Raw genomic sequence first — 17035 nt, forward strand, 5'->3', positions numbered from 1 at the left:
GCCGCCGGCCAGCAGCGCCAGCACCGCGAGCCCGGACGTCGCGGCGACGGCGAGCCGGCGACGGCGGCGCAGGCGGCCGCCGGCGGCCATGACCGCACCCAGGTCGAGCGGCCTCGGCTCGAAGTCCGGCGTGTTCATGGCGTCTCTCAGGTCGTCGATGTCGTTCACGGGCGTACTCCGCTTTCCGCGCGCCGGGGAGAAGGGATGGAGACCCGGAGCTTGGCGAGCGCCCGGGAGTTGAGGCTCTTGACGGTGCCGAGGGAGAGGTTGAGCTCCCGGGCCACGTCCACCTCGGTCACGTCGAAGAAGTGCCGCAGCACGACCACCGCGCGCTCGCGCGGCGACAGCGCCTGCAGCGCGCCGATCAGCCAGCGGCGCCGGGTGACGTCGTCGGCCAGGTCGTGCGGCAGCGGCCGCTCCGGCATCTGCTCGGTCGCGTACTCGCGGATCGGGCGGCGCCACTGGTCGGTGACCAGGTTGGCCAGGACCGTGCGGGCATACGCGTACGGGTCCTTGCGGCGCACCCGGCCCCAGGCCGCGTACACCCGGACCAGGGCGGCCTGTGCCGCGTCCTCGGCCTGATGCCGGTCCCCGGTCAGCAGGTACGCGGCGCGCTGCAGCCGCGCCGAGCTCGCCCGCGCGAACTCGACGAACTCGTCGTCGCCTCTTCGAGCTAATCCCACGACGGCCATGACGGGTGAGCGGCGGAAAAGGTTGCGGCAACCTTTTCCGGGGATGGGCCGTCTCGATCATCGTCACGCACCATCCGCCCATCCTGATGGAGATACGCAATGGGACTGTCCCGAAACCGCTGGATCCTCACCGCCGGGGTAACCGGCACCGCACTCGCCGTAGTGGTGGCGGGCGCGGTGGCCGCCAACGCCGCACAGGAGAAGCCCGCGGCCGGGCCCGCGGCGGCCCCGTCGCGGCCGGCCGCCCCCTCCGCTGAGGAGTCGCAGCCCGCGCGGGAGCCGGCGCGAAAGCGGCTGGGTGCGGTGGTCGATGCCGGCTTCGCGGCGAAGCGGGGTGCGTGGGTGATCTATGCCGTGCCGGTCAAGGAGAAGTCGCTGCCCCGCACCCACTTCGGGGTGATGGCGGGCCGCAGGCTGTCCGACGGCACGATCGTCGACGTGGTCGTCGCCAACGAGTTCGAGGGCTCGGACCGGGCGCCCGGCTTCCACGCCGTGCAGGGCGGCATGGAGGTCGAGGGCGAGCGGACGCCGTCCTTCGGCTACTACGCCGGCGACGCGGCGCGGATCACGGCGCGGGCCGGCGGCCGCACCGTCGTGGCGAGGCAGGCCGCCTGGAGCCTGGACGGCAAGATCAAGTTCTTCTGGTTCGACCCGGCGACCAAGGCGGTGTCAGACCTGAAGGCCTACGACGGCGCCGGCCGCGTCCTGACCGCCGGCAACAACCAGGTCGGGGTGGGCTAGACCCAGACCGCGCGGATCCGCTCGGCCTCGTCCGCCGCCTGGGCCCGGCCCGCCTCCCCGGCGGGTGCGCGGCGGGACGGGTCGAGCGGGTTGCGGCCGATCGCGGCCAGCGCGGCGCGGCTGGGGGTGATCACGGCGGTCCGCACGCCGGCGCCCAGCGCCGCCGCCTGCGCGCCGGGGCGGTCGGCGCGCCGCACGGCGGCGGTCAGCGGCGCGATCACCACCACCCGGTCGTACCCCGCGGCCAGGTCGACGTTGGCGACCGAGCGCACCCCGCCGTCGATGTAGCGGCTGCCGTTGACCGTCATCGGCGGCCAGACCAGCGGCACGGCGCAGCTCGCGGCCACCGCGTCGACGAGCGACACACCGCTGCCGCTGTCGAAGACCGCGACCGCGCCGGTCCGCGCCTCGACGGCCGGGATCAGCAGCCGCCGCCCCGACGGCCAGTCGTCGCGCCGCACCCGCGAGGCGATGGCCGTGCGCCGCTCGGACTCCGGCACCGTGCGGGCCTTCAGCGCGGCCCGGCCCAGCCGCGCCCGGCCGCGGGCCCGGCCGCCGGGCCAGAGCGCGGCCAGCACGAAGCCGAGCAGCACCCGCGTGCCGATGGCGGCGTTGCGGTCGCCGGCGGTGTCGGTGAGCTCGTGCGCGTAAAGCTCGGCGACGCCGGCGCCGCCGGTCAGCTGGGCGGCGACGACCGACCCGGCCGAGGTGCCGACGAACAGGTCGGCGGTCGCGAGATCAACGCCCCGCTCGGCGAGGCCGTGCAGCAGGCCGATCTCCCACGCGACGCCGGTGACGCCGCCACCACCCAGCACCAGCGCGCGTTTTTCCATGTGCACTATCTACCACCACGGCTAGGCTCCGAACAGGTTCCGGTAGACCGCCGCCGACCCCGGGTTGGGAAAGCACCCGGCGTCCGTTCGGAAGAGGCTCGACTGCACCCCGCCCTCCCCGCAATCGGAGAAGTAGGCCTCGTACGCCAGGTGCTCCGCGTGATCGGCGAACCAGGCGTGCATCCACGCCACGAACGACGGGTTCTCCCGGCCGGCGTCGCCCGTCGGCACCACGCCCCACTCGCCGACCGAGAACAGCTTGCCGTGCGCCCGGGCGAACGAGTACAGCCAGCTCAGCCCCTCGGGGTCCGCGGCCGTACGGTCGAACGCGGCCCGGGTCGGCGACCAGGGGTAGTGGTCGTAGTTGTCGATGCCGACGATGTCCACGTAGGCGTCGCCGGGGTAGCAGTTCGTGCTCACCCCGCCGCACACCCCGGCCGGCGTGCCGTGCGCGTTGATCGTCCAGTCCAGCAGCACGTCCGGGTCGGTGGCGCGGATGTTCGTGGCGGCGCGGCGGTAGCAGGCGATCCAGGTCGCCGGGTCGTCCGCCCGCCACGGCGAGGTCTTCTCGTTGAACTCCCAGCCCAGCCGCACCACCGAATCGCCGCGGCCGAGGCTGGTCATCAGACTGCCGAAGTTTCTCCAGTCCCGGTCCCGCTCGCCGTTCGCGCACGCCGCCAGGTCCGCGCTCGCCCCGATGGGCACCAGGCCCTGCGAGACGACGAGCATCCCCTCGAAGTCCGAGAACAGGTCGAACGTCCAGCCGGTGCCGGCCGTCATCGACTCCCACGACGCCCGGTCCGTATAGGTCTTCGCGATCCGGCACGGCCGGCCGCGCGCCGTGCAGAAGGCGTTGACGTGCGCCGTGTCGAACAGCGGGTCGCCGTTCACGCCGGACATGCCGTTCGGCCCGGGCCAGGTGCCGTCCACGCGGGGGAGCGCGATCAACCGCCGCGCGGAGCGCGATTCGGCGGAGGACGGGCTGCCGCGGGACCCGGCCGGCGCGGCGGCGGAGGGGGCGGAGGAGGCGGGCGGCGTGGCGGCGGGGTGGTCGGCGGTCCCGGTCGCCTGGACGACGCCGAGCACGGCGAGCAGGGCCAGCGCGCCGACGCCGGCCGGCCACCAGGATCTCAGGCCGCGCGGTGGTTCGTCGGCCATGCGGCGCCCTCCGGCGGTTCGAGTGTTTTGCACCATTCTGCCAGCTCTCGTGGACGGGCGGGGCCGAGTCGAGGAATGAGGATTGCCTCACCTAAAGAATGGCGTACCTCATTTGTAAACGGCGAAAAATGGCGCCACCCGGGCCGCGCAAAGCAGTTCCGCATAGTTTATGGTCGGCGTGGAGAAAGGGAGGGCCACCATGACCCAGTTGATGGAGATGCCGCGCGTGCAGGCCTGCACGGTCACCGGCTGCGGTTACAACCACGACGGCTGCACGGCCTTCGCGATCACCATCGGTCGCGCCAGCTCCGCATGCGACACCTACATCGAGACCGCCGACAAGGGCGGGATTGGCCAGGCCACAGCCCAGGTCGGCGCCTGCAAGCGGTCCGAGTGCGTGCACAACACCGAGCTTGAGTGTCACGCACCGTCGATCGTGGTCGGCGCGGCGCAGAATCGCGCGGACTGCCTCACCTTCGAGCCGCGATAAGCGTCGCGATTAACTGAGCCTTACCTTAAGGCCGCCTCCCGAATTCGGGTGGCGGCCTTTTTGTTCCGCCGTTATTCATTGTCGTTCCGGGGTGTCCGGCGCGGGTGCGGTTGACCGCGACGCCCGGAGGAGCTAGGTTGTTCTCAGATCGAGTCTTACTCACATCGAGAACAACGCGGAGCCACGATGACGACCGAACGGGAGTTCCTCGAGAGCTACGACCCGAGCGAGTTCGTCGCCGCTGCCGTCACCGTCGACGTCGCGGCGCTGACCATCCGCGACGGGCGGCTGCACGTCCTGCTCGTCGAGCGCGGCGGCCACCCGTTCGCCGGCTGGCGCGCCCTGCCCGGCGGCTTCGTCCGCGACGAGACGCTCGACGCGGCCGCGCTGCGCGAGCTCGCCGAGGAGACCGGCCTGCGCCCCGGCGAGGACGACCTGGACCGGGTGCACCTCGAGCAGCTCAGGTCCTACGGGGACCCGGGGCGCGATCCTCGGATGCGGGTCGTCTCGGTGGCCTACCTGGCGTTCGCGCCGAGCCTGCCCGATCCGAGCGCCGGCGGCGACGCGTCCGGCGCGTTCTGGGTGCCCGTCGACGAGGTGGGCGAGCTTGCCTTCGACCACGCGACGATCCTCGCGGACGCGCTCGACCGGGCCCGCTCCAAGCTGGAGTACACGCCGCTGGCCACCGCGTTCGTCGGCGAGGAGTTCACCGTCGGCGAGCTGCGGGCGGTCTACGCGGCGGTCTGGGGCGAGGAGTTGCACGCCGGCAACTTCCACCGCAAGGTGCTGTCGGTGCCGGGCTTCGTCGAGAGCACCGGCGAGACCGCGGCCCGGGGCGGGGAGCGCGGCGGGCCCAAGGCCCGGCTCTACCGGGCCGGCGACGCGCGGCTGCTGCACCCGGCGCTGCTGCGGCCGGCCCGAGAGGACGGCATCCGATGAGCGCGGCGCCGTCCTTCGCGGACGCCGTCGACCGCATCAGCGCGGCGCGCACCTTCGCGGAGCTGGTGGACGAGGCGCGCGGGCAGACCGCCGGGCACGCGTACCGGATTCTGGTCAAGGTCGTGCATCCGGACGTCGCGCCGGCGGGCCGGGCCGCGGCCGCGACGGCGGCCTTCGCCCGGCTCGCGGAGCTCTGGGCCGGGCGCGACGGCCGGGTGCTGACGACGAGCCGCGCGGCCTACCGGGTCGGCGCGGTGGTGGCGAGCGGCGACATCGCCGAGCTGCACGCGGTCGACGGCGACGCGGCGCTGCTCAAGCTGCCCCGGCGGCCCGGCGACAACGACCTGATGCGCGCGGAGGCCGCCGCCCTCGGCCGGCTGGTCACCGACGGCGACCCGAAATTCCGGGCCTACGCGCCCCGGCTCATCGAGAGCTTCACCCACGAGGACGCGGCCAGGGCGCGCCGGACCGCGACGATCGTCGAGCGACAGAACGGTTTCGTCTCCCTCGCGGAGGTGCGCCGCGCCTACCCGGGCGGCATTCCCGCGCGCGACGCCGCCTGGATGTGGCGGCGGCTGCTCACCGGGCTCGGCTGGGCGCACCGGGCCGGCGTCGTGCACGGCGCGGTGCTGCCCGAGCACGTCCTCGTCCACCCCGCCGAGCACGGCGTGGTCCTCGTCGACTGGTGCTACTCCGTGGCGCCCGGCACGCCCGTGCCGGCGCTGGTCGCGAGGCACCGGGCCGCCTACCCGCCCGAGGTGACCGCCGGGCGGCCGGCCACCGCCGCCACCGACATCTTCATGGCGACCGGCCTGATGCTGGGCCTCGTCGCCGACCCGCCGGCCGCGCTGCGGCGCTTCGCGGCCGGCTGTTCCTACGACGCGCCGCGCATGCGCCCGCAGGACGCGTGGTCACTGCTCGGGGAGCTCGACGAGCTGCTCGAGAACCTGTACGGACCCCGCCGCTTTCGCCCGTTCGCGATGCCGGCGTGACTCACCAGGAGGTATGAAATGGGAAGCGGACGCTGGTCCACCGACGTCTACTCCGCGGCCGCCGGCTACCGGGCGGCGAGCGGCACGAGCGCCTTCGCCTACAGCGACAGCGGCGCCCGTAAGGCACACCCGGCGCTCGATCCGAAGACCGCCGGCAAGCGGGAGAGCCGCGACAGCGACGAGCACCCGATGAGCACGCCGATCGCCGTCCTCTTCGACGTGACCGGCTCGATGGGCGCCGTGCCCCGGGTGCTGCAGACGAAGCTGCCGCAGCTGCTCGGCCTGCTGACCCGCAAGGGCTACGCCACCGACCCGCACATCATGTTCGGCGCGATCGGCGACGCCACCTGTGACCGGGTGCCGCTGCAGGTCGGCCAGTTCGAGTCCGACAACCGCATGGACGAGGACCTGGCCAGGATCGTCATCGAGGGCGGTGGCGGCGGCCAGCGCAGCGAGTCCTACGAGCTCGCCATGTACTTCATGGCCCGGCACACCAGCCTCGACTCCATGATCGCGCGGGGCCGCCGCGGCTACCTCTTCATCATCGGCGACGAGATGGCGTACCCGCAGGTCAAGCCGAAGGAGGTCCGGCGCTTCCTCGACGAGGAGCTCAGTGAGCCGATCGCGATCGAGGCGATGCTCGCCGAGCTGCGGCGCAGCTTCGACGTCTACTACATCATGCCGGCTGCGGCCGGCTGGGGCGGCGACGCCGAGATCCTGGCCTACTGGCGCGTCCTGCTCGGTCAGCACGTCATCGAGCTGGACGACCTCGACGCGGTCTGCGAGACCATCGCGCTGACCGTCGGCCTCGGCGAGGAATCCATCGACCTCGACGCCGGCCTCGCCGACCTGGTCGAGGTCGGATCGGCGGCCGGAGCGTCGGTGGGCCGGGCGCTCGCGCCGCTCGGCGCGGGACGGGTCGCGGCCGTTCGTTCCCCGCTGGACCTGGGCGGCGCGGCAACGCCGAGCGGGAACGAACGGCTGTGAACCAGGCCGGGCACGTCGCCGTGGTCGATCTCGGCTACGGCGACGCCGGCAAGGGCACGGTGGTGGACGCGATCTGCGCTTCGAGCCCGGTCACCTCGGTGATCAGGTTCAACGGGGGAGCGCAGGCCGCGCACAACGTGGTCACGCCGCAGGGCCGGCACCACACGTTCGCGCAGTTCGGGTCGGGCACGTTGCAGGGCGTGCCCACCCACCTGTCGCGCTTCGTGGTCGTCGATCCGCTCGCGCTCGCCGCCGAGGCCGCCGCCCTCGGCAACCCGTTCCACCTGCTCACCGTGGACGGCGACGCCCTGCTCGCCACCCCGTGGCATCGCGCCGCGAACCGGGACCGGGAGCGGCGGCGCGGGCACCGGCGGCACGGCTCGTGCGGCATGGGCGTCGGGGCGACCGTCGAGTACGCCCTGGGCCACGCCGACCCGCCCCGGGTGAAGGACGTGCTGTCCAGGGCCCGGCTGCGGTCGCGGCTGGCCGCGGTGCAGGCCGAGTTCGGCCCGCTGGAGTCGGCGCCCCTGGACGACGTCGTGGACGCGTTCCTCGCCTTCGGGCGGGCGGTGTCGATCGTGGATCAGGGGTATCTCGGCGGCCTGCTGGACCGGGGGCGGTGCGTGTTCGAGGGCGCGCAGGGCGTGCTGCTGGACGAGTGGCGGGGCTGGCATCCGTACACGACGTGGTCGACGACGACGTTCGACAACGTGGCGGCGCTGTGCACCGGCTTCTTCCGGCTGGGCGTGGTGCGGACGTACACGACCCGGCACGGCGCCGGGCCGTTCGTCACCGCGGCGCCGCTGGACCTGCCCGAGGCGTACAACGGCACGGGGGAGTGGCAGGGCGCGTTCCGGGTGGGCCACTTCGACGCGGTCGCACACCGGTACGCCGTCGAGGTGGCCGGCGGCGTCGACGGCCTGGCGGTGACCCACCTCGACGCGCCCGCGCGGGAGCCGGGGCTGCGCGTCTGCACCTCGTACGAGCTGGACGGGGTGCGGTGGGACCGCATCGTGCCGGGGCCGCCGCGGGACCTGGGCCGGCAGGCCGCGCTGACGGCGCTGCTGGACCGGTCCCGCCCCGGCGACCTGGAGCGGCCCGGGGACTGGCCGGCCCGGATCGGCGAGCTGCTGGACGCGCCGGTGATCCTGGAGTCGCGCGGGCCGCGCCGCGACGACAAGCGCTTCGCGGCGCGGCCGGTCCTCGTCTAGAGGTACATGCCCGTCGGTGCCGGGGTGGCCGGCACGGTCACCGGCCGGGCGCCGGTGCGCAGCGCGTACAGCTCGGCGAGGGTCGCCCCGTCCGGGCCGACGCCCGCCGGGGTGCCGAGCCAGGCGACCGCCTCGCCGTACGGCAGCCGCCCGACCTCGATGCTGGCCAGGCACCGACCCGGCCGGACCACCGCGGGGTGCAGCGACGCCAGATCCTCGTTCGTGGTGATCGCGATGAGCGCGTTGCGGCCCTGGCCGAGCAGCCCGTCGGTGAGGTTGAGCAGCCGGGACAGCGACTGCCCCGCGGTGGCCTTCGCCTCGCCGCTGATCAGCTCGTCGCAGTCCTCGAGCATGAGCAGCCGCCAGCGCGGCTCCTCGTCGTCGCCGCTGCCCAGCGCCACGCTCATCAGGTACGCGGGGTCGCCGAACAGCCGCTCGGGGTCGAGCACGCAGTCGACCTGGCACCACGAACGCCACTGCTGGGCCAGCGCGCGCAGGGCCGTCGTCTTGCCGGTGCCGGGCTCGCCGTGCAGCAGCAGGAGCCGGCCGTTGACCGCGCTGCCGTCGACGGCCATCAGCCGTTCCAGGGTGCGCGCCACCGGGTCCGCGTAGTTCCGGCGGATCTTGTCCCACGGCGCGGCGTCGATCTCGCGCTGCACGCGGCGCGGGCCGTGCGGCCCGAAGTGCCAGAAGCCGATCGGCACGCTGTCGGCGGCCGGCTCCGGCTCCTCGACGGCGTTCTCGGTCGCGACCGCCAGCACCGACTCCGCCATCTCGGCGCTGACGGCGGTGACCGTCACGCGGGCCCGGCGGCTCTGCTTCCAGCGGGTGACGTGCAGGGTCCAGCCCTCGCCGACCGAGAGCCGGCCGTGGCCGTCCCCCTCGACCGCGTCGCGCACGATCCGGGCGTCGCCGGTGGTCAGCAGGGCGTCGGCGCGGACGTTCTCGAGGTCGGCGGTGCGGCCGTACGGCTCCCGCCCGGTGACGAACGCGTCGAGCGCGAGCAGGTCCACGATGTCCACCAGCCGGTCGGCGTCGTCGAAGGCGCCGGACAGCGGCGCCGGCGCGGGCGCGGCCGTCTCCACGGGACGGCTGCCGAGCCGATCGACGGACTGATGGGGGGTACGCATCACCCCATGATCGGCCCCGGAAGAGGGAAGAGCACCCGGTTTTCCCGCAGGGGTATCCGATCGGGATGTTCCCATGTGTGCGCGGTATACCCGATTTATACGGTCCTCGGCGTTTGATCACGTTAGGTTTACCTAACCCTGTATGACCAGGATTCACCCGAGGATTGGAGGCCGGCATGGCGACGCACGCGCCCCTTTCGCGCCGGAATCTGTTGTTCGGCGTCGCGGGCGTCGCGGCCACCGGAGTGCTCGCGGCCTGCGGTGATGACGACAACCCGGAAACGGGAAGCTCCCCGGCGGCCACCGGCGGCGGGTTCCCGACCACCGTGACCCACCAGTTCGGCAGCACCACCCTCGAAAAGGCGCCCGCCGTCGTCGTCTCGCTCGGCTGGGCCGACGCCGACGCGCTGCTCGCCCTCGGCGTCGTGCCCGCCGGCATCCTCGACTGGTTCCAGGCCTGGCCGACCGGCGTCGGACCCTGGGCCCAGCCGAAGCTGGGCGGCGCCAAGCCCACCGTGCTCACCGGCCCGGAGATCAACTTCGAGAGCGTGGCGGCGCTGCGGCCCGACCTCATCACCCTGACCAAGAGCGACAACGTGAAGTCCACCTGGGAGCAGCTGGAGAAGCTCGCGCCCACGCTCTCCGGGCCCGCCGGCACCCAGCCGTACGGCACCGCGCTCGAGGACCAGACGCTGATGATCGCCCAGGTGCTGGGCCTCGGATCCGAGGGCGAGGCGCTCGTCGCGGCCAACGACAAGGCGCTCGCCGACGCCAACGCCGCCAACCCCGAGTTCCACGGCAAGACCGTTGTCGTCGCGGCCTCGTTCGGCGGGCAGTACGGGGCGTACACCAGCGGCGACGGCCGGGTGCAGTTCATGGAGGCGCTGGGCTTCACCAACTCGCCGAAGATCGAGGCGCTCAACCCGCCCAGCTACTACGCCGCGATCTCCAAGGAGCAGGTCGGCCTGCTCGACGCCGACCTCACCGTCGTCTTCGGCATCGGCGCCGGCGACCAGCTCGCGAAGGACCCCGTACTGAACAGCATCCCGTCGGCCAAGGACGGCCGGATGCTCATCATCGACGACGCCGACCTGGCCAACGCGTTCTCCACCAACTCGGTGCTGAGCACCCCGTACACGATCGAGAGGTTCGTGCCGATGGTCAAGGACGCCCTGGCGTGACCCACACCGCCGCCGAGCGGGCCGGATACACCACCCTCGAGGCGCGGGTCCGCGCCCGAGGGGGACTCACCGCACGCGGCGCCGGGCTGCTGCTCGCCGGCGCCGCGCTGATCGCGGTGGCCGCCTTGAGCATCGCGGTCGGCACCAAGTCGATACCGCTCGGCACGGTGTGGGGCGCGCTCTTCTCCCGGGGCGCCACCGAGGACGTTCGGATCGTGCTCGACCTGCGGATACCGCGAACCCTGATCGGGCTGGCCGCGGGGATCGCGCTCGGCCTGGCGGGTGCGCTGATGCAGGCGCTGACCCGGAACCCGCTGGCCGACCCGGGCATCCTCGGCATCAACGCGGGCGCGGCCACCGCCGTCGTGCTCGCCATCCGGGTGCTCGGCGTCGGCTCGCTGACCGGATACATCTGGTTCGCGTTCGCCGGCGCGGCGGGCGCGTTCGTCGTGGTCTACCTGCTCGGCACCCGCGGCCGCTCCGCCGCCTCCCCCGAGCGGCTCGCGCTGGCCGGCGCGGCCGTCGGCGCGGCCCTGCTGGCGGTCACCAACGGCGTCGCCCTGCTCGACGTCACCACCTTCGACCGCTACCGGCTGTGGACGGTCGGCTCGCTCGCCGGTCGCGACCTGAGCGTCTTCTGGGGGGTGCTGCCCTTCGTCGTGGCCGGCACCCTGCTGGCCCTGGTGCTCGGCCCGTCCCTCAACGTCATCGCGCTCGGCGAGGACACCGCGCGCGCCCTGGGCGCCGACCTGAACCGCACCCGGGTGCTGTCCGCGATCGCCGTCACCCTGCTCTGCGGCGCCGCCACCGCCGCCGTCGGGCCGATCGCGTTCGTGGGGCTCGCCGTGCCGCACATCGCCCGCATGCTGGTCGGGCCGGACCAGCGCTGGCTGCTGCCGTACTCGCTGCTCTTCGCGCCGACCCTGCTGCTGCTCGCGGACGTCGCCGGGCGCCTGGTCGTGCGCCCCGGCGAGCTGCAGGCCGGCCTGGTCACCGCGTTCCTCGGCGCGCCCGTCTTCCTCTTCGTCATCATGCGCCGCCGGATCGTGCCCCTTTGAGGCGCCGGATCACCGTCCGCGCACCGGGCCTCGCCCTGCGCCTCGACCTGCGCACCCTCTGGGTCGGCGGCGCCCTGCTGCTGGCCGCGCTCGCCACGGTCACCCTGACGGTCGCCGCGGTCGGCGTGCGGCTGCCGGTCGCCGACATCCTCGAAATCGCGGGCGGCGGGGGCCGGCGCGCCGACCGCTTCATCCTGCTCGACCTGCGCCTGCCCCGGGTCACCCTCGGCGTGCTCGTCGGCGCCGCGCTGGCCCTGTCCGGCGCGGTCTTCCAGAGCCTGTCGCGCAACCCCCTCGGCAGCCCCGACATCGTCGGCTTCACCACCGGCTCCGCCACCGGCGCGGTCCTCGCCATCGTCGTCCTCGGCGCCGGCCCGGCCGGCGCCGCCGGTGCGGCCATCCTGAGCGGCATCCTCACCGCCCTCATCGTGTACGGGCTGGCCGCGATCGGCGGCGGCGCGGTCCGGCGCATCGTGCTCGTCGGCATCGGCATCAGCGCCATGCTGGTGGCGCTGAACAGTTACCTGATCAGCCGGGCCCGGCTCGACGCGGCCCAGTCCGCCGCGGTCTGGCTCGTCGGCACCCTGAACGGGCGGACCTGGGAGTACGTGCGCCTGCTCGCCGTCGCCCTGCTCGTGCTGACGCCGCCGCTGCTGCTGCTCACCCGGCGGCTGCGGATGCTCGAGATGGGCGACGAGTCCGCGCAGTCCCTCGGCGTACCGGTGCACCGGTCCCGCCTGACGCTGGTGGTCCTCGCGGTCGCGGTGTGCGCGGTCGCGACCGCCGCGACCGGCCCGGTCGCGTTCGTGGCGCTGGCGGCGCCGCAGATCACCCGGCGCCTCACCGGCTCGCCGGCGCCGCAACTGCTGCCGACGGCGATCACCGGGGCGCTGCTGATGGTGCTCAGCGACTACGTCGCCCAGCGGCTGCTGGCCCCCGCCCAGCTGCCCGTCGGCGTGGTGACCGGCGCGGTCGGCGGGGTCTACCTGGCCTGGCTGCTCGGCATCCAGTTTCGAAAGGAAGGCCGATGACGTCGCGGCTGTCCGGTGCGGACCTGACCCTCGCGTACGACAGCCGGGTGATCGCCTCCGCCCTCGACGTGAGCATCCCCGACGGCTCCTTCACGGTGATCGTCGGGCCGAACGCGTGCGGCAAGTCGACGCTGCTGCGCGCGCTCGCCGGGCTGCTGGCGCCGAAACGGGGCTCCGTGGTGCTCGACGGGGCGGCGATCAGCTCGTACCGGGCGAAGGAGGTGGCCCGGCGCCTCGGCCTGCTGCCGCAGACGGCGACCGCGCCCGAGGGGATCTCGGTGGCGGACCTGGTGGCCCGCGGCCGATATCCGCACCAGAAGCTGCTGCGCCAGTGGACCCCGGAGGACGAGAACCAGGTCGCGGCGGCGATGGATGCGACCGGCGTGACCGCGCTGGCGGACCGGGCGGTCGACGAGCTGTCCGGCGGGCAGCGGCAGCGCGTGTGGATGGCGATGGCGCTCGCCCAGCAGACGAACATCCTGCTGCTCGACGAGCCGACCACCTTCCTCGACATCGCCTACCAGATCGACCTGCTGGACATGTGCGCCGACCTGAACGAGCAGGGCCGGACGCTGGTCGCGGTCCTGCACGACCTCAACCAGGCCTGCCGCTACGCGACCCACCTGATCGCGATGAAGGCCGGGAAGATCGTCGCCGAGGGCGACCCGGGCGCGATCATCACGGCCGAACTGGTCGCGGACGTGTACGGCCTCGCCTGCCAGGTGATCCCCGACCCGCAGACGCACACGCCGCTGGTCGTGCCGGCCGCCCGGGGAGCACGCGGCGGCCGGCTGATCCGCTAGCGCTCAGTCCGAGCGCCGCAGCACGAAAACCGGGATCGACCGCTTCGTCTTCTTCTCGTAGCCGGCGTAGGTCGGGAACGCCGCCACCGCGCGCTCCCACCACACCGCCCGCTCTTCGCCGGACACCTCGTGGGCGACATACTCGTGCCGCTCCTCGCCGTCCTGCAGCTCCACCTCGGGATTCCTGCGCAGGTTGTAGACCCAGACCGGATTCTTCGGGCCGCCGCCGAGCGATCCGACCACGGCGTAGTCGCCGTCGTGCTCGACGCGCATCAGCGCCGTCTTGCGCAGCAGGCCGGTGCGGGCGCCGATCGAGGTCAGGACGATGACCGGGCGGCCCTGGATGTCGCCGGCCTCGGCGCCGTTCGTCGCCTCGTACGTCTCCGCCTGCTCGCGGGCCCAGTTCGAGGTGCTCGGGCCGTACTCGCCGGTTAGCGGCATGTGCGGACTCCTCAGTCGGAGGTCGGGGTGAGCACGAAGACCGGGATGATCCGCTCGGTCTTGGTCTGATAGTCAGCGTACGGCGGCCAGGCCTCGACGGCCCGCTTCCACCACAGCTCCCGCTCCTCGCCGTGCACCTCGCGCGCCTCGAAGTCGCGCTTGACGTCGAGGTCCTGCAGCTCCACGCGCGGGTTGCTGACCAGGTTCCAATACCAGACCGGGTGCTTCGGTGCGCCGCCCAGCGAGGCGACCACCGCGTACTGGCCCTCGTGCTCGACGCGCATCAGCGGGTTCTTGCGCAGCTTGCCGCTCTTGGCGCCGACGGTGGTGAGCAGGACGATCGGCTTGCCGCGCAACTCATTCGCCTCGGCACCGTTCGAGGCCTCGAACGCCTCGGCCTGCTCGCGGGCCCAGTCGGACGTGCTCGGCGCGTATTCACCGGACAATGGCATGGGAACTCCCTCTCAGAGTGAAGCCTTTTCAACGTGGCCCGGGCTCCGGCCCGAGGCCGGGTTGAAACTGCTCAGTGCGACAAGACCCGCGGCGGTCGGCGTGAAGCCGCAGGCCTGCTGATAGAAGCCGGCCAGGCCGGCCTCGTAGTCCACGTGCAGCCAGGTGCATCCCGCCGCCCGGGCGCCGCGTCCGGCGGCGCTCACCAGCGACGTGCCGACGCCCTGCCCGCGGACCTCCGGCGCGACGACCGTGTCGAGGATGAAGGCGTGCGTGCCGCCGTCCCAGGCGACGTTGACGAAGCCGACCAGCCGCTGCCCCAGGTGGGCGCAGACCCACCCGAGGCTGTGCTGCTCGACGCGGGCCAGCCAGTCGATTCCCTCAGGGGGATGGCCGAAACCCACCGCGTGCAGAGCGTCGAGGGCGTCGCTGTCGAAACCGGCCCGCCACCCGTACGCGATAGTCACGCCGAAAGCCTATCCACGGCGGCGGCCCGTCGACCGCCGCGTTGGGCGAAGCCGGACCATGCTTACGGCCACGCCGACCGCCCGACCGGTGGCTGGCTTCGGCCGCCCAGGGACCGATCCGCACCGTGGGGGTCGGATAGCCTCACGATCATGCCTGCGCTCGATGTCGGCGACATCACCCTGCACTATGAGGAGTCCGGGCGCGGCGAACCGGTGCTGCTGATCCCCGGCACCGCCGCGCGCGGCCGCACCTGGCGGCTGCACCAGGTGCCGGCCCTGGTCGGCGCCGGCTACCGGGCGATCACCCTGGACAACCGTGGGGTCGGCGGCAGCGGCCCGGCCCGTCCGGGCCTTGGCGTTGCGGACCTGGTCGCCGACGCGGCCGCGGTGATCGAGCGGGTCGCCGGCGGCCGGTGCCGGCTCGTCGGCACATCGCTCGGCGCGTACGTGGTGCAGGAGCTCCTGCTGGCCCGCCCGGACCTGGCCGAACGCGCCGTCCTCATGGCGAGCCGGGCGCGGCCCGACGCGATGTCCCGGGCGATGGCGGCCGCCGAGCGCGCCATGGCCGACTCGGGGGTCGCGCTGCCGCCCGAATACGAGGCGGTCAACCGCGCGCTGCAGAACCTCTCGCCCCGTACCCTCGAGGATCCGGAGGCGGCACAGGACTGGCTCGACATCCTGGAGATGTCGCCGACCGACTGGGCCGATGAGGACCTGCGCCCGCAGCTGGACGTGGCGGTGGACACCGACCGGCGGGCGGCGTACGGAAAAATCGGCGTGCCCACCCTGGTGCTGTCGTTCGCCGACGACCTGATCGCGCCGCCCGCCCGGGGCCGTGAGCTGGCCGAGGCGATACCGGGCGCGAGCTACGCGCAGATCCCGGACGCGGGCCACTACGGCTACCTGGAGCGGCCCGACGCCGTGAACGACGCCGTCCTGAGGTTCTTCGCCGATGCTTGAGCGCATCCTGCCGCCGGCCGTGCGGACCGCGTACGCGAGAACCGACCCGCCGGAGGCCGAGATCTTCCCGGCCGAGGCCGCCCTCATCGCGGGCGCCGTCGCGAAGCGCAGGGAAGAGTTCACGACGGCCCGGCACTGCGCCCGGCTCGCCCTGGCCGAGCTGGGCGTGCCCCCCGCGCCGATCCTGCGGGGCGTGCGAGGCGCGCCGGTCTGGCCGGACGGGATCGTCGGCAGCATGACGCACTGCCCGGGTTACCGCGGCGCGGCGGTGGCGCGGGCGGGCGAGGTCCCGGGGCTCGGCATCGACGCGGAGGTGCACGGCCCGCTGCCGACTGGCGTGCTCGACCTCGTGTCGTCGCAGCGGGAACGGGCGCACCTGGCGGAGCTGGCCCTGCTGCGGCCCGCGGTGCAGTGGGAGCGCCTGCTGTTCAGCGCGAAGGAGTCCGTCTACAAGGTGTGGTCGCCGCTGACCGGGCAGTGGCTCGGATTCGAGGGCGCGGCGGTGACGTTCGATCCGGAGGCGGGCACGTTCGCGGTGCGGCTGCTGGTCGACGGGCCGGTCGACACGCTGGCCGGAAGGTTCCTGGTGCACGACGGGATCGTCCTGACGGCCATCGTCCTGGATGCTCCGGCGCGATGAAGCGGCTGGGCGGCGGCCTGGACAACGTCGCGTACCTGGTCGACGACCTGGTGGTGCGGTTCCGGCGCGCCGATCCCGGGGAGGTCTCGCGGGAGGCGCGGGTGCTGCGGGCGGTCGGTGTCGTGTCGCCGATCGCGGTGCCCGTGCCGGAGTTCGTCGATCCGGTGGGCGGCTGCCTCGCCTACCGGATGCTGCCGGGGGTGCCGCTGCTCGCGGTCGCCGAACGGGACGCGGGCGCGCTGGGCGCGCGGCTCGGCCGCCTGCTCGCGGCCCTGCACACGCTGCCCGGGGACATCGCCGGGGAGACCGACGACACCCCGCCTCGGGTGTGGCTGGACGAGGCGAACTCGCAGTGGCCCGAGATGGAGGGCGAGGTGCCGCGGGCCCGGCGCGGCGCGGTGCGGGAATTCCTGGACGCGGCGGCGCCGGAGCCGGCGGCGTTGCTCGCCTTCTCGCATCAGGACCTCGGTGCCGAGCACGTTCTGGTCGATCCCGGCACGGGGGAGATCACCGGGATCGTCGACTGGTCGGACGCGGCGGCCGGGGATCCCGCGCGGGACCTCGGGCTGATCCTGCGCGACCTCGGGCCGGCGGCGTTCGCCGCCGCCGTCGAGCAGGTCGCGCCGGACCTGCGCGACCCGGGGATCGCCGAGCGTGCGCACTTCTACGCGCGCTGCGGGCTCATCGCCGACCTCGCATACGGCGTCAGCACGGCCCAGCCGGCCTACCGGGACAAGTCGATCGCCGGTCTCGACTGGCTCTTCACCCCGATCCATCCCGAATAACCGCCCGCCGCGGAGCTCCGCTGGTCGGCGGGGGCGCGCCACGGGC

Annotated in this window: 20 protein-coding genes; 13 read left to right on the forward strand and 7 right to left on the reverse strand. The window is 73.5% G+C overall.

The features are described from left to right. Window positions 1-164: 164 nt before the first annotated feature. Entirely contained in the window at window positions 165-683 is a 519-nt protein-coding gene (locus AB0F10_RS24985) for a SigE family RNA polymerase sigma factor (RefSeq protein WP_360629567.1), read from the reverse strand. A gap of 108 nt (window positions 684-791) precedes the next feature. On the opposite strand from AB0F10_RS24985, the gene AB0F10_RS24990 reads away from it, so the two are divergent. Continuing rightward, entirely contained in the window at window positions 792-1433 is a 642-nt protein-coding gene (locus AB0F10_RS24990; RefSeq protein ID WP_360629570.1) for a hypothetical protein, read from the forward strand. On the opposite strand, the gene AB0F10_RS24995 is transcribed toward AB0F10_RS24990, so the two are convergent. Together AB0F10_RS24995 and AB0F10_RS25000 are read right to left on the reverse strand one after the other, a co-directional pair. Further along, on the reverse strand, window positions 1430-2266 hold the full coding sequence (locus AB0F10_RS24995) for a patatin-like phospholipase family protein (protein ID WP_360629573.1): 837 nt from the start codon (window positions 2264-2266) through the stop codon (window positions 1430-1432). The two genes, AB0F10_RS24990 and AB0F10_RS24995, sit on opposite strands and share 4 nt — an antisense overlap. Before the next feature lie 21 nt (window positions 2267-2287). Further along, window positions 2288-3424 (reverse strand): hypothetical protein, encoded by a 1137-nt coding sequence (locus AB0F10_RS25000; protein WP_360629576.1) that lies wholly within the window; start codon window positions 3422-3424, stop codon window positions 2288-2290. Window positions 3425-3623: 199 nt separating this feature from the next. Between AB0F10_RS25000 and AB0F10_RS25005 the strand changes: the two genes are divergently transcribed. From AB0F10_RS25005 to AB0F10_RS25025, 5 genes are all read left to right on the forward strand, one after another. After that, window positions 3624-3914: a DUF1540 domain-containing protein gene (locus AB0F10_RS25005; RefSeq protein ID WP_360629579.1), complete on the forward strand. Its 291-nt coding sequence runs from the start codon at window positions 3624-3626 to the stop codon at window positions 3912-3914. A 186-nt stretch (window positions 3915-4100) separates the two neighbouring features. Beyond that, complete coding sequence (locus AB0F10_RS25010) at window positions 4101-4853, forward strand: NUDIX domain-containing protein (protein ID WP_360629582.1); 753 nt, start codon at window positions 4101-4103, stop codon at window positions 4851-4853. Then, window positions 4850-5845 carry a molecular chaperone DnaJ gene (locus tag AB0F10_RS25015; protein WP_360629585.1) on the forward strand — a complete coding sequence of 332 codons (996 nt, stop codon included), beginning with the start codon at window positions 4850-4852 and terminating at the stop codon, window positions 5843-5845. Before AB0F10_RS25010 ends, AB0F10_RS25015 begins: the two co-directional genes overlap by 4 nt. Before the next feature lie 18 nt (window positions 5846-5863). Further along, window positions 5864-6832 (forward strand): hypothetical protein, encoded by a 969-nt coding sequence (locus tag AB0F10_RS25020; RefSeq protein WP_360629588.1) that lies wholly within the window; start codon window positions 5864-5866, stop codon window positions 6830-6832. Further along, window positions 6829-8043, forward strand: coding sequence for an adenylosuccinate synthetase (locus AB0F10_RS25025; RefSeq protein WP_360629591.1), 1215 nt, complete (start codon window positions 6829-6831; stop codon window positions 8041-8043). The genes AB0F10_RS25020 and AB0F10_RS25025 overlap by 4 nt, the downstream gene beginning before the upstream one ends. Here the strand turns inward: AB0F10_RS25025 and AB0F10_RS25030 are convergent. After that, entirely contained in the window at window positions 8040-9173 is a 1134-nt protein-coding gene (locus AB0F10_RS25030) for a DUF5925 domain-containing protein (protein ID WP_360629594.1), read from the reverse strand. The genes AB0F10_RS25025 and AB0F10_RS25030 overlap by 4 nt on opposite strands. A 176-nt stretch (window positions 9174-9349) precedes the next feature. Here AB0F10_RS25030 and AB0F10_RS25035 point away from each other — a divergent pair, with 176 nt between their 5' ends. Genes AB0F10_RS25035 through AB0F10_RS25050 form a run of 4 tightly spaced genes read left to right on the forward strand, consistent with a single transcriptional unit; the run spans window position 9350 to window position 13246 of the window. Continuing rightward, window positions 9350-10354 carry an iron-siderophore ABC transporter substrate-binding protein gene (locus AB0F10_RS25035; protein ID WP_360629597.1) on the forward strand — a complete coding sequence of 335 codons (1005 nt, stop codon included), beginning with the start codon at window positions 9350-9352 and terminating at the stop codon, window positions 10352-10354. Further along, entirely contained in the window at window positions 10351-11412 is a 1062-nt protein-coding gene (locus AB0F10_RS25040; RefSeq protein ID WP_360629600.1) for an iron chelate uptake ABC transporter family permease subunit, read from the forward strand. Before AB0F10_RS25035 ends, AB0F10_RS25040 begins: the two co-directional genes overlap by 4 nt. Further along, a complete protein-coding gene (locus AB0F10_RS25045) occupies window positions 11409-12443 on the forward strand; it encodes an iron chelate uptake ABC transporter family permease subunit (protein WP_360629603.1) in 1035 nt (344 codons plus the stop codon). The genes AB0F10_RS25040 and AB0F10_RS25045 overlap by 4 nt, the downstream gene beginning before the upstream one ends. Continuing rightward, on the forward strand, window positions 12440-13246 hold the full coding sequence (locus tag AB0F10_RS25050) for an ATP-binding cassette domain-containing protein (RefSeq protein ID WP_360629606.1): 807 nt from the start codon (window positions 12440-12442) through the stop codon (window positions 13244-13246). The genes AB0F10_RS25045 and AB0F10_RS25050 overlap by 4 nt, the downstream gene beginning before the upstream one ends. 3 nt (window positions 13247-13249) lie before the next feature. On the opposite strand, the gene AB0F10_RS25055 is transcribed toward AB0F10_RS25050, so the two are convergent. The 3 genes from AB0F10_RS25055 to AB0F10_RS25065 are packed head-to-tail and all read right to left on the reverse strand — an operon-like array spanning window position 13250 to window position 14604. Then, on the reverse strand, window positions 13250-13687 hold the full coding sequence (locus AB0F10_RS25055) for a nitroreductase family deazaflavin-dependent oxidoreductase (protein WP_360629609.1): 438 nt from the start codon (window positions 13685-13687) through the stop codon (window positions 13250-13252). An 11-nt stretch (window positions 13688-13698) separates the two neighbouring features. Then, entirely contained in the window at window positions 13699-14139 is a 441-nt protein-coding gene (locus AB0F10_RS25060) for a nitroreductase family deazaflavin-dependent oxidoreductase (protein ID WP_360629612.1), read from the reverse strand. A 12-nt stretch (window positions 14140-14151) separates the two neighbouring features. Then, on the reverse strand, window positions 14152-14604 hold the full coding sequence (locus AB0F10_RS25065) for a GNAT family N-acetyltransferase (RefSeq protein ID WP_360629615.1): 453 nt from the start codon (window positions 14602-14604) through the stop codon (window positions 14152-14154). A 150-nt stretch (window positions 14605-14754) separates the two neighbouring features. Here AB0F10_RS25065 and AB0F10_RS25070 point away from each other — a divergent pair, with 150 nt between their 5' ends. From AB0F10_RS25070 to AB0F10_RS25080, 3 genes are read left to right on the forward strand one after another with little or no spacing between them, the layout of a single operon-like run. Next, window positions 14755-15564 carry an alpha/beta hydrolase gene (locus AB0F10_RS25070; protein ID WP_360629618.1) on the forward strand — a complete coding sequence of 270 codons (810 nt, stop codon included), beginning with the start codon at window positions 14755-14757 and terminating at the stop codon, window positions 15562-15564. Continuing rightward, window positions 15557-16204, forward strand: coding sequence for a 4'-phosphopantetheinyl transferase superfamily protein (locus tag AB0F10_RS25075; protein WP_360629621.1), 648 nt, complete (start codon window positions 15557-15559; stop codon window positions 16202-16204). The genes AB0F10_RS25070 and AB0F10_RS25075 overlap by 8 nt, the downstream gene beginning before the upstream one ends. Then, window positions 16201-16989: a phosphotransferase gene (locus tag AB0F10_RS25080; RefSeq protein ID WP_360629624.1), complete on the forward strand. Its 789-nt coding sequence runs from the start codon at window positions 16201-16203 to the stop codon at window positions 16987-16989. Before AB0F10_RS25075 ends, AB0F10_RS25080 begins: the two co-directional genes overlap by 4 nt. The last annotated feature ends 46 nt before the right edge of the window (window positions 16990-17035 follow it).

The sequence above is a fragment of the Actinoplanes sp. NPDC026623 genome, from assembly GCF_040638275.1.
In the GTDB taxonomy this organism is placed as follows: Bacteria; Actinomycetota; Actinomycetes; order Mycobacteriales; family Micromonosporaceae; genus Actinoplanes.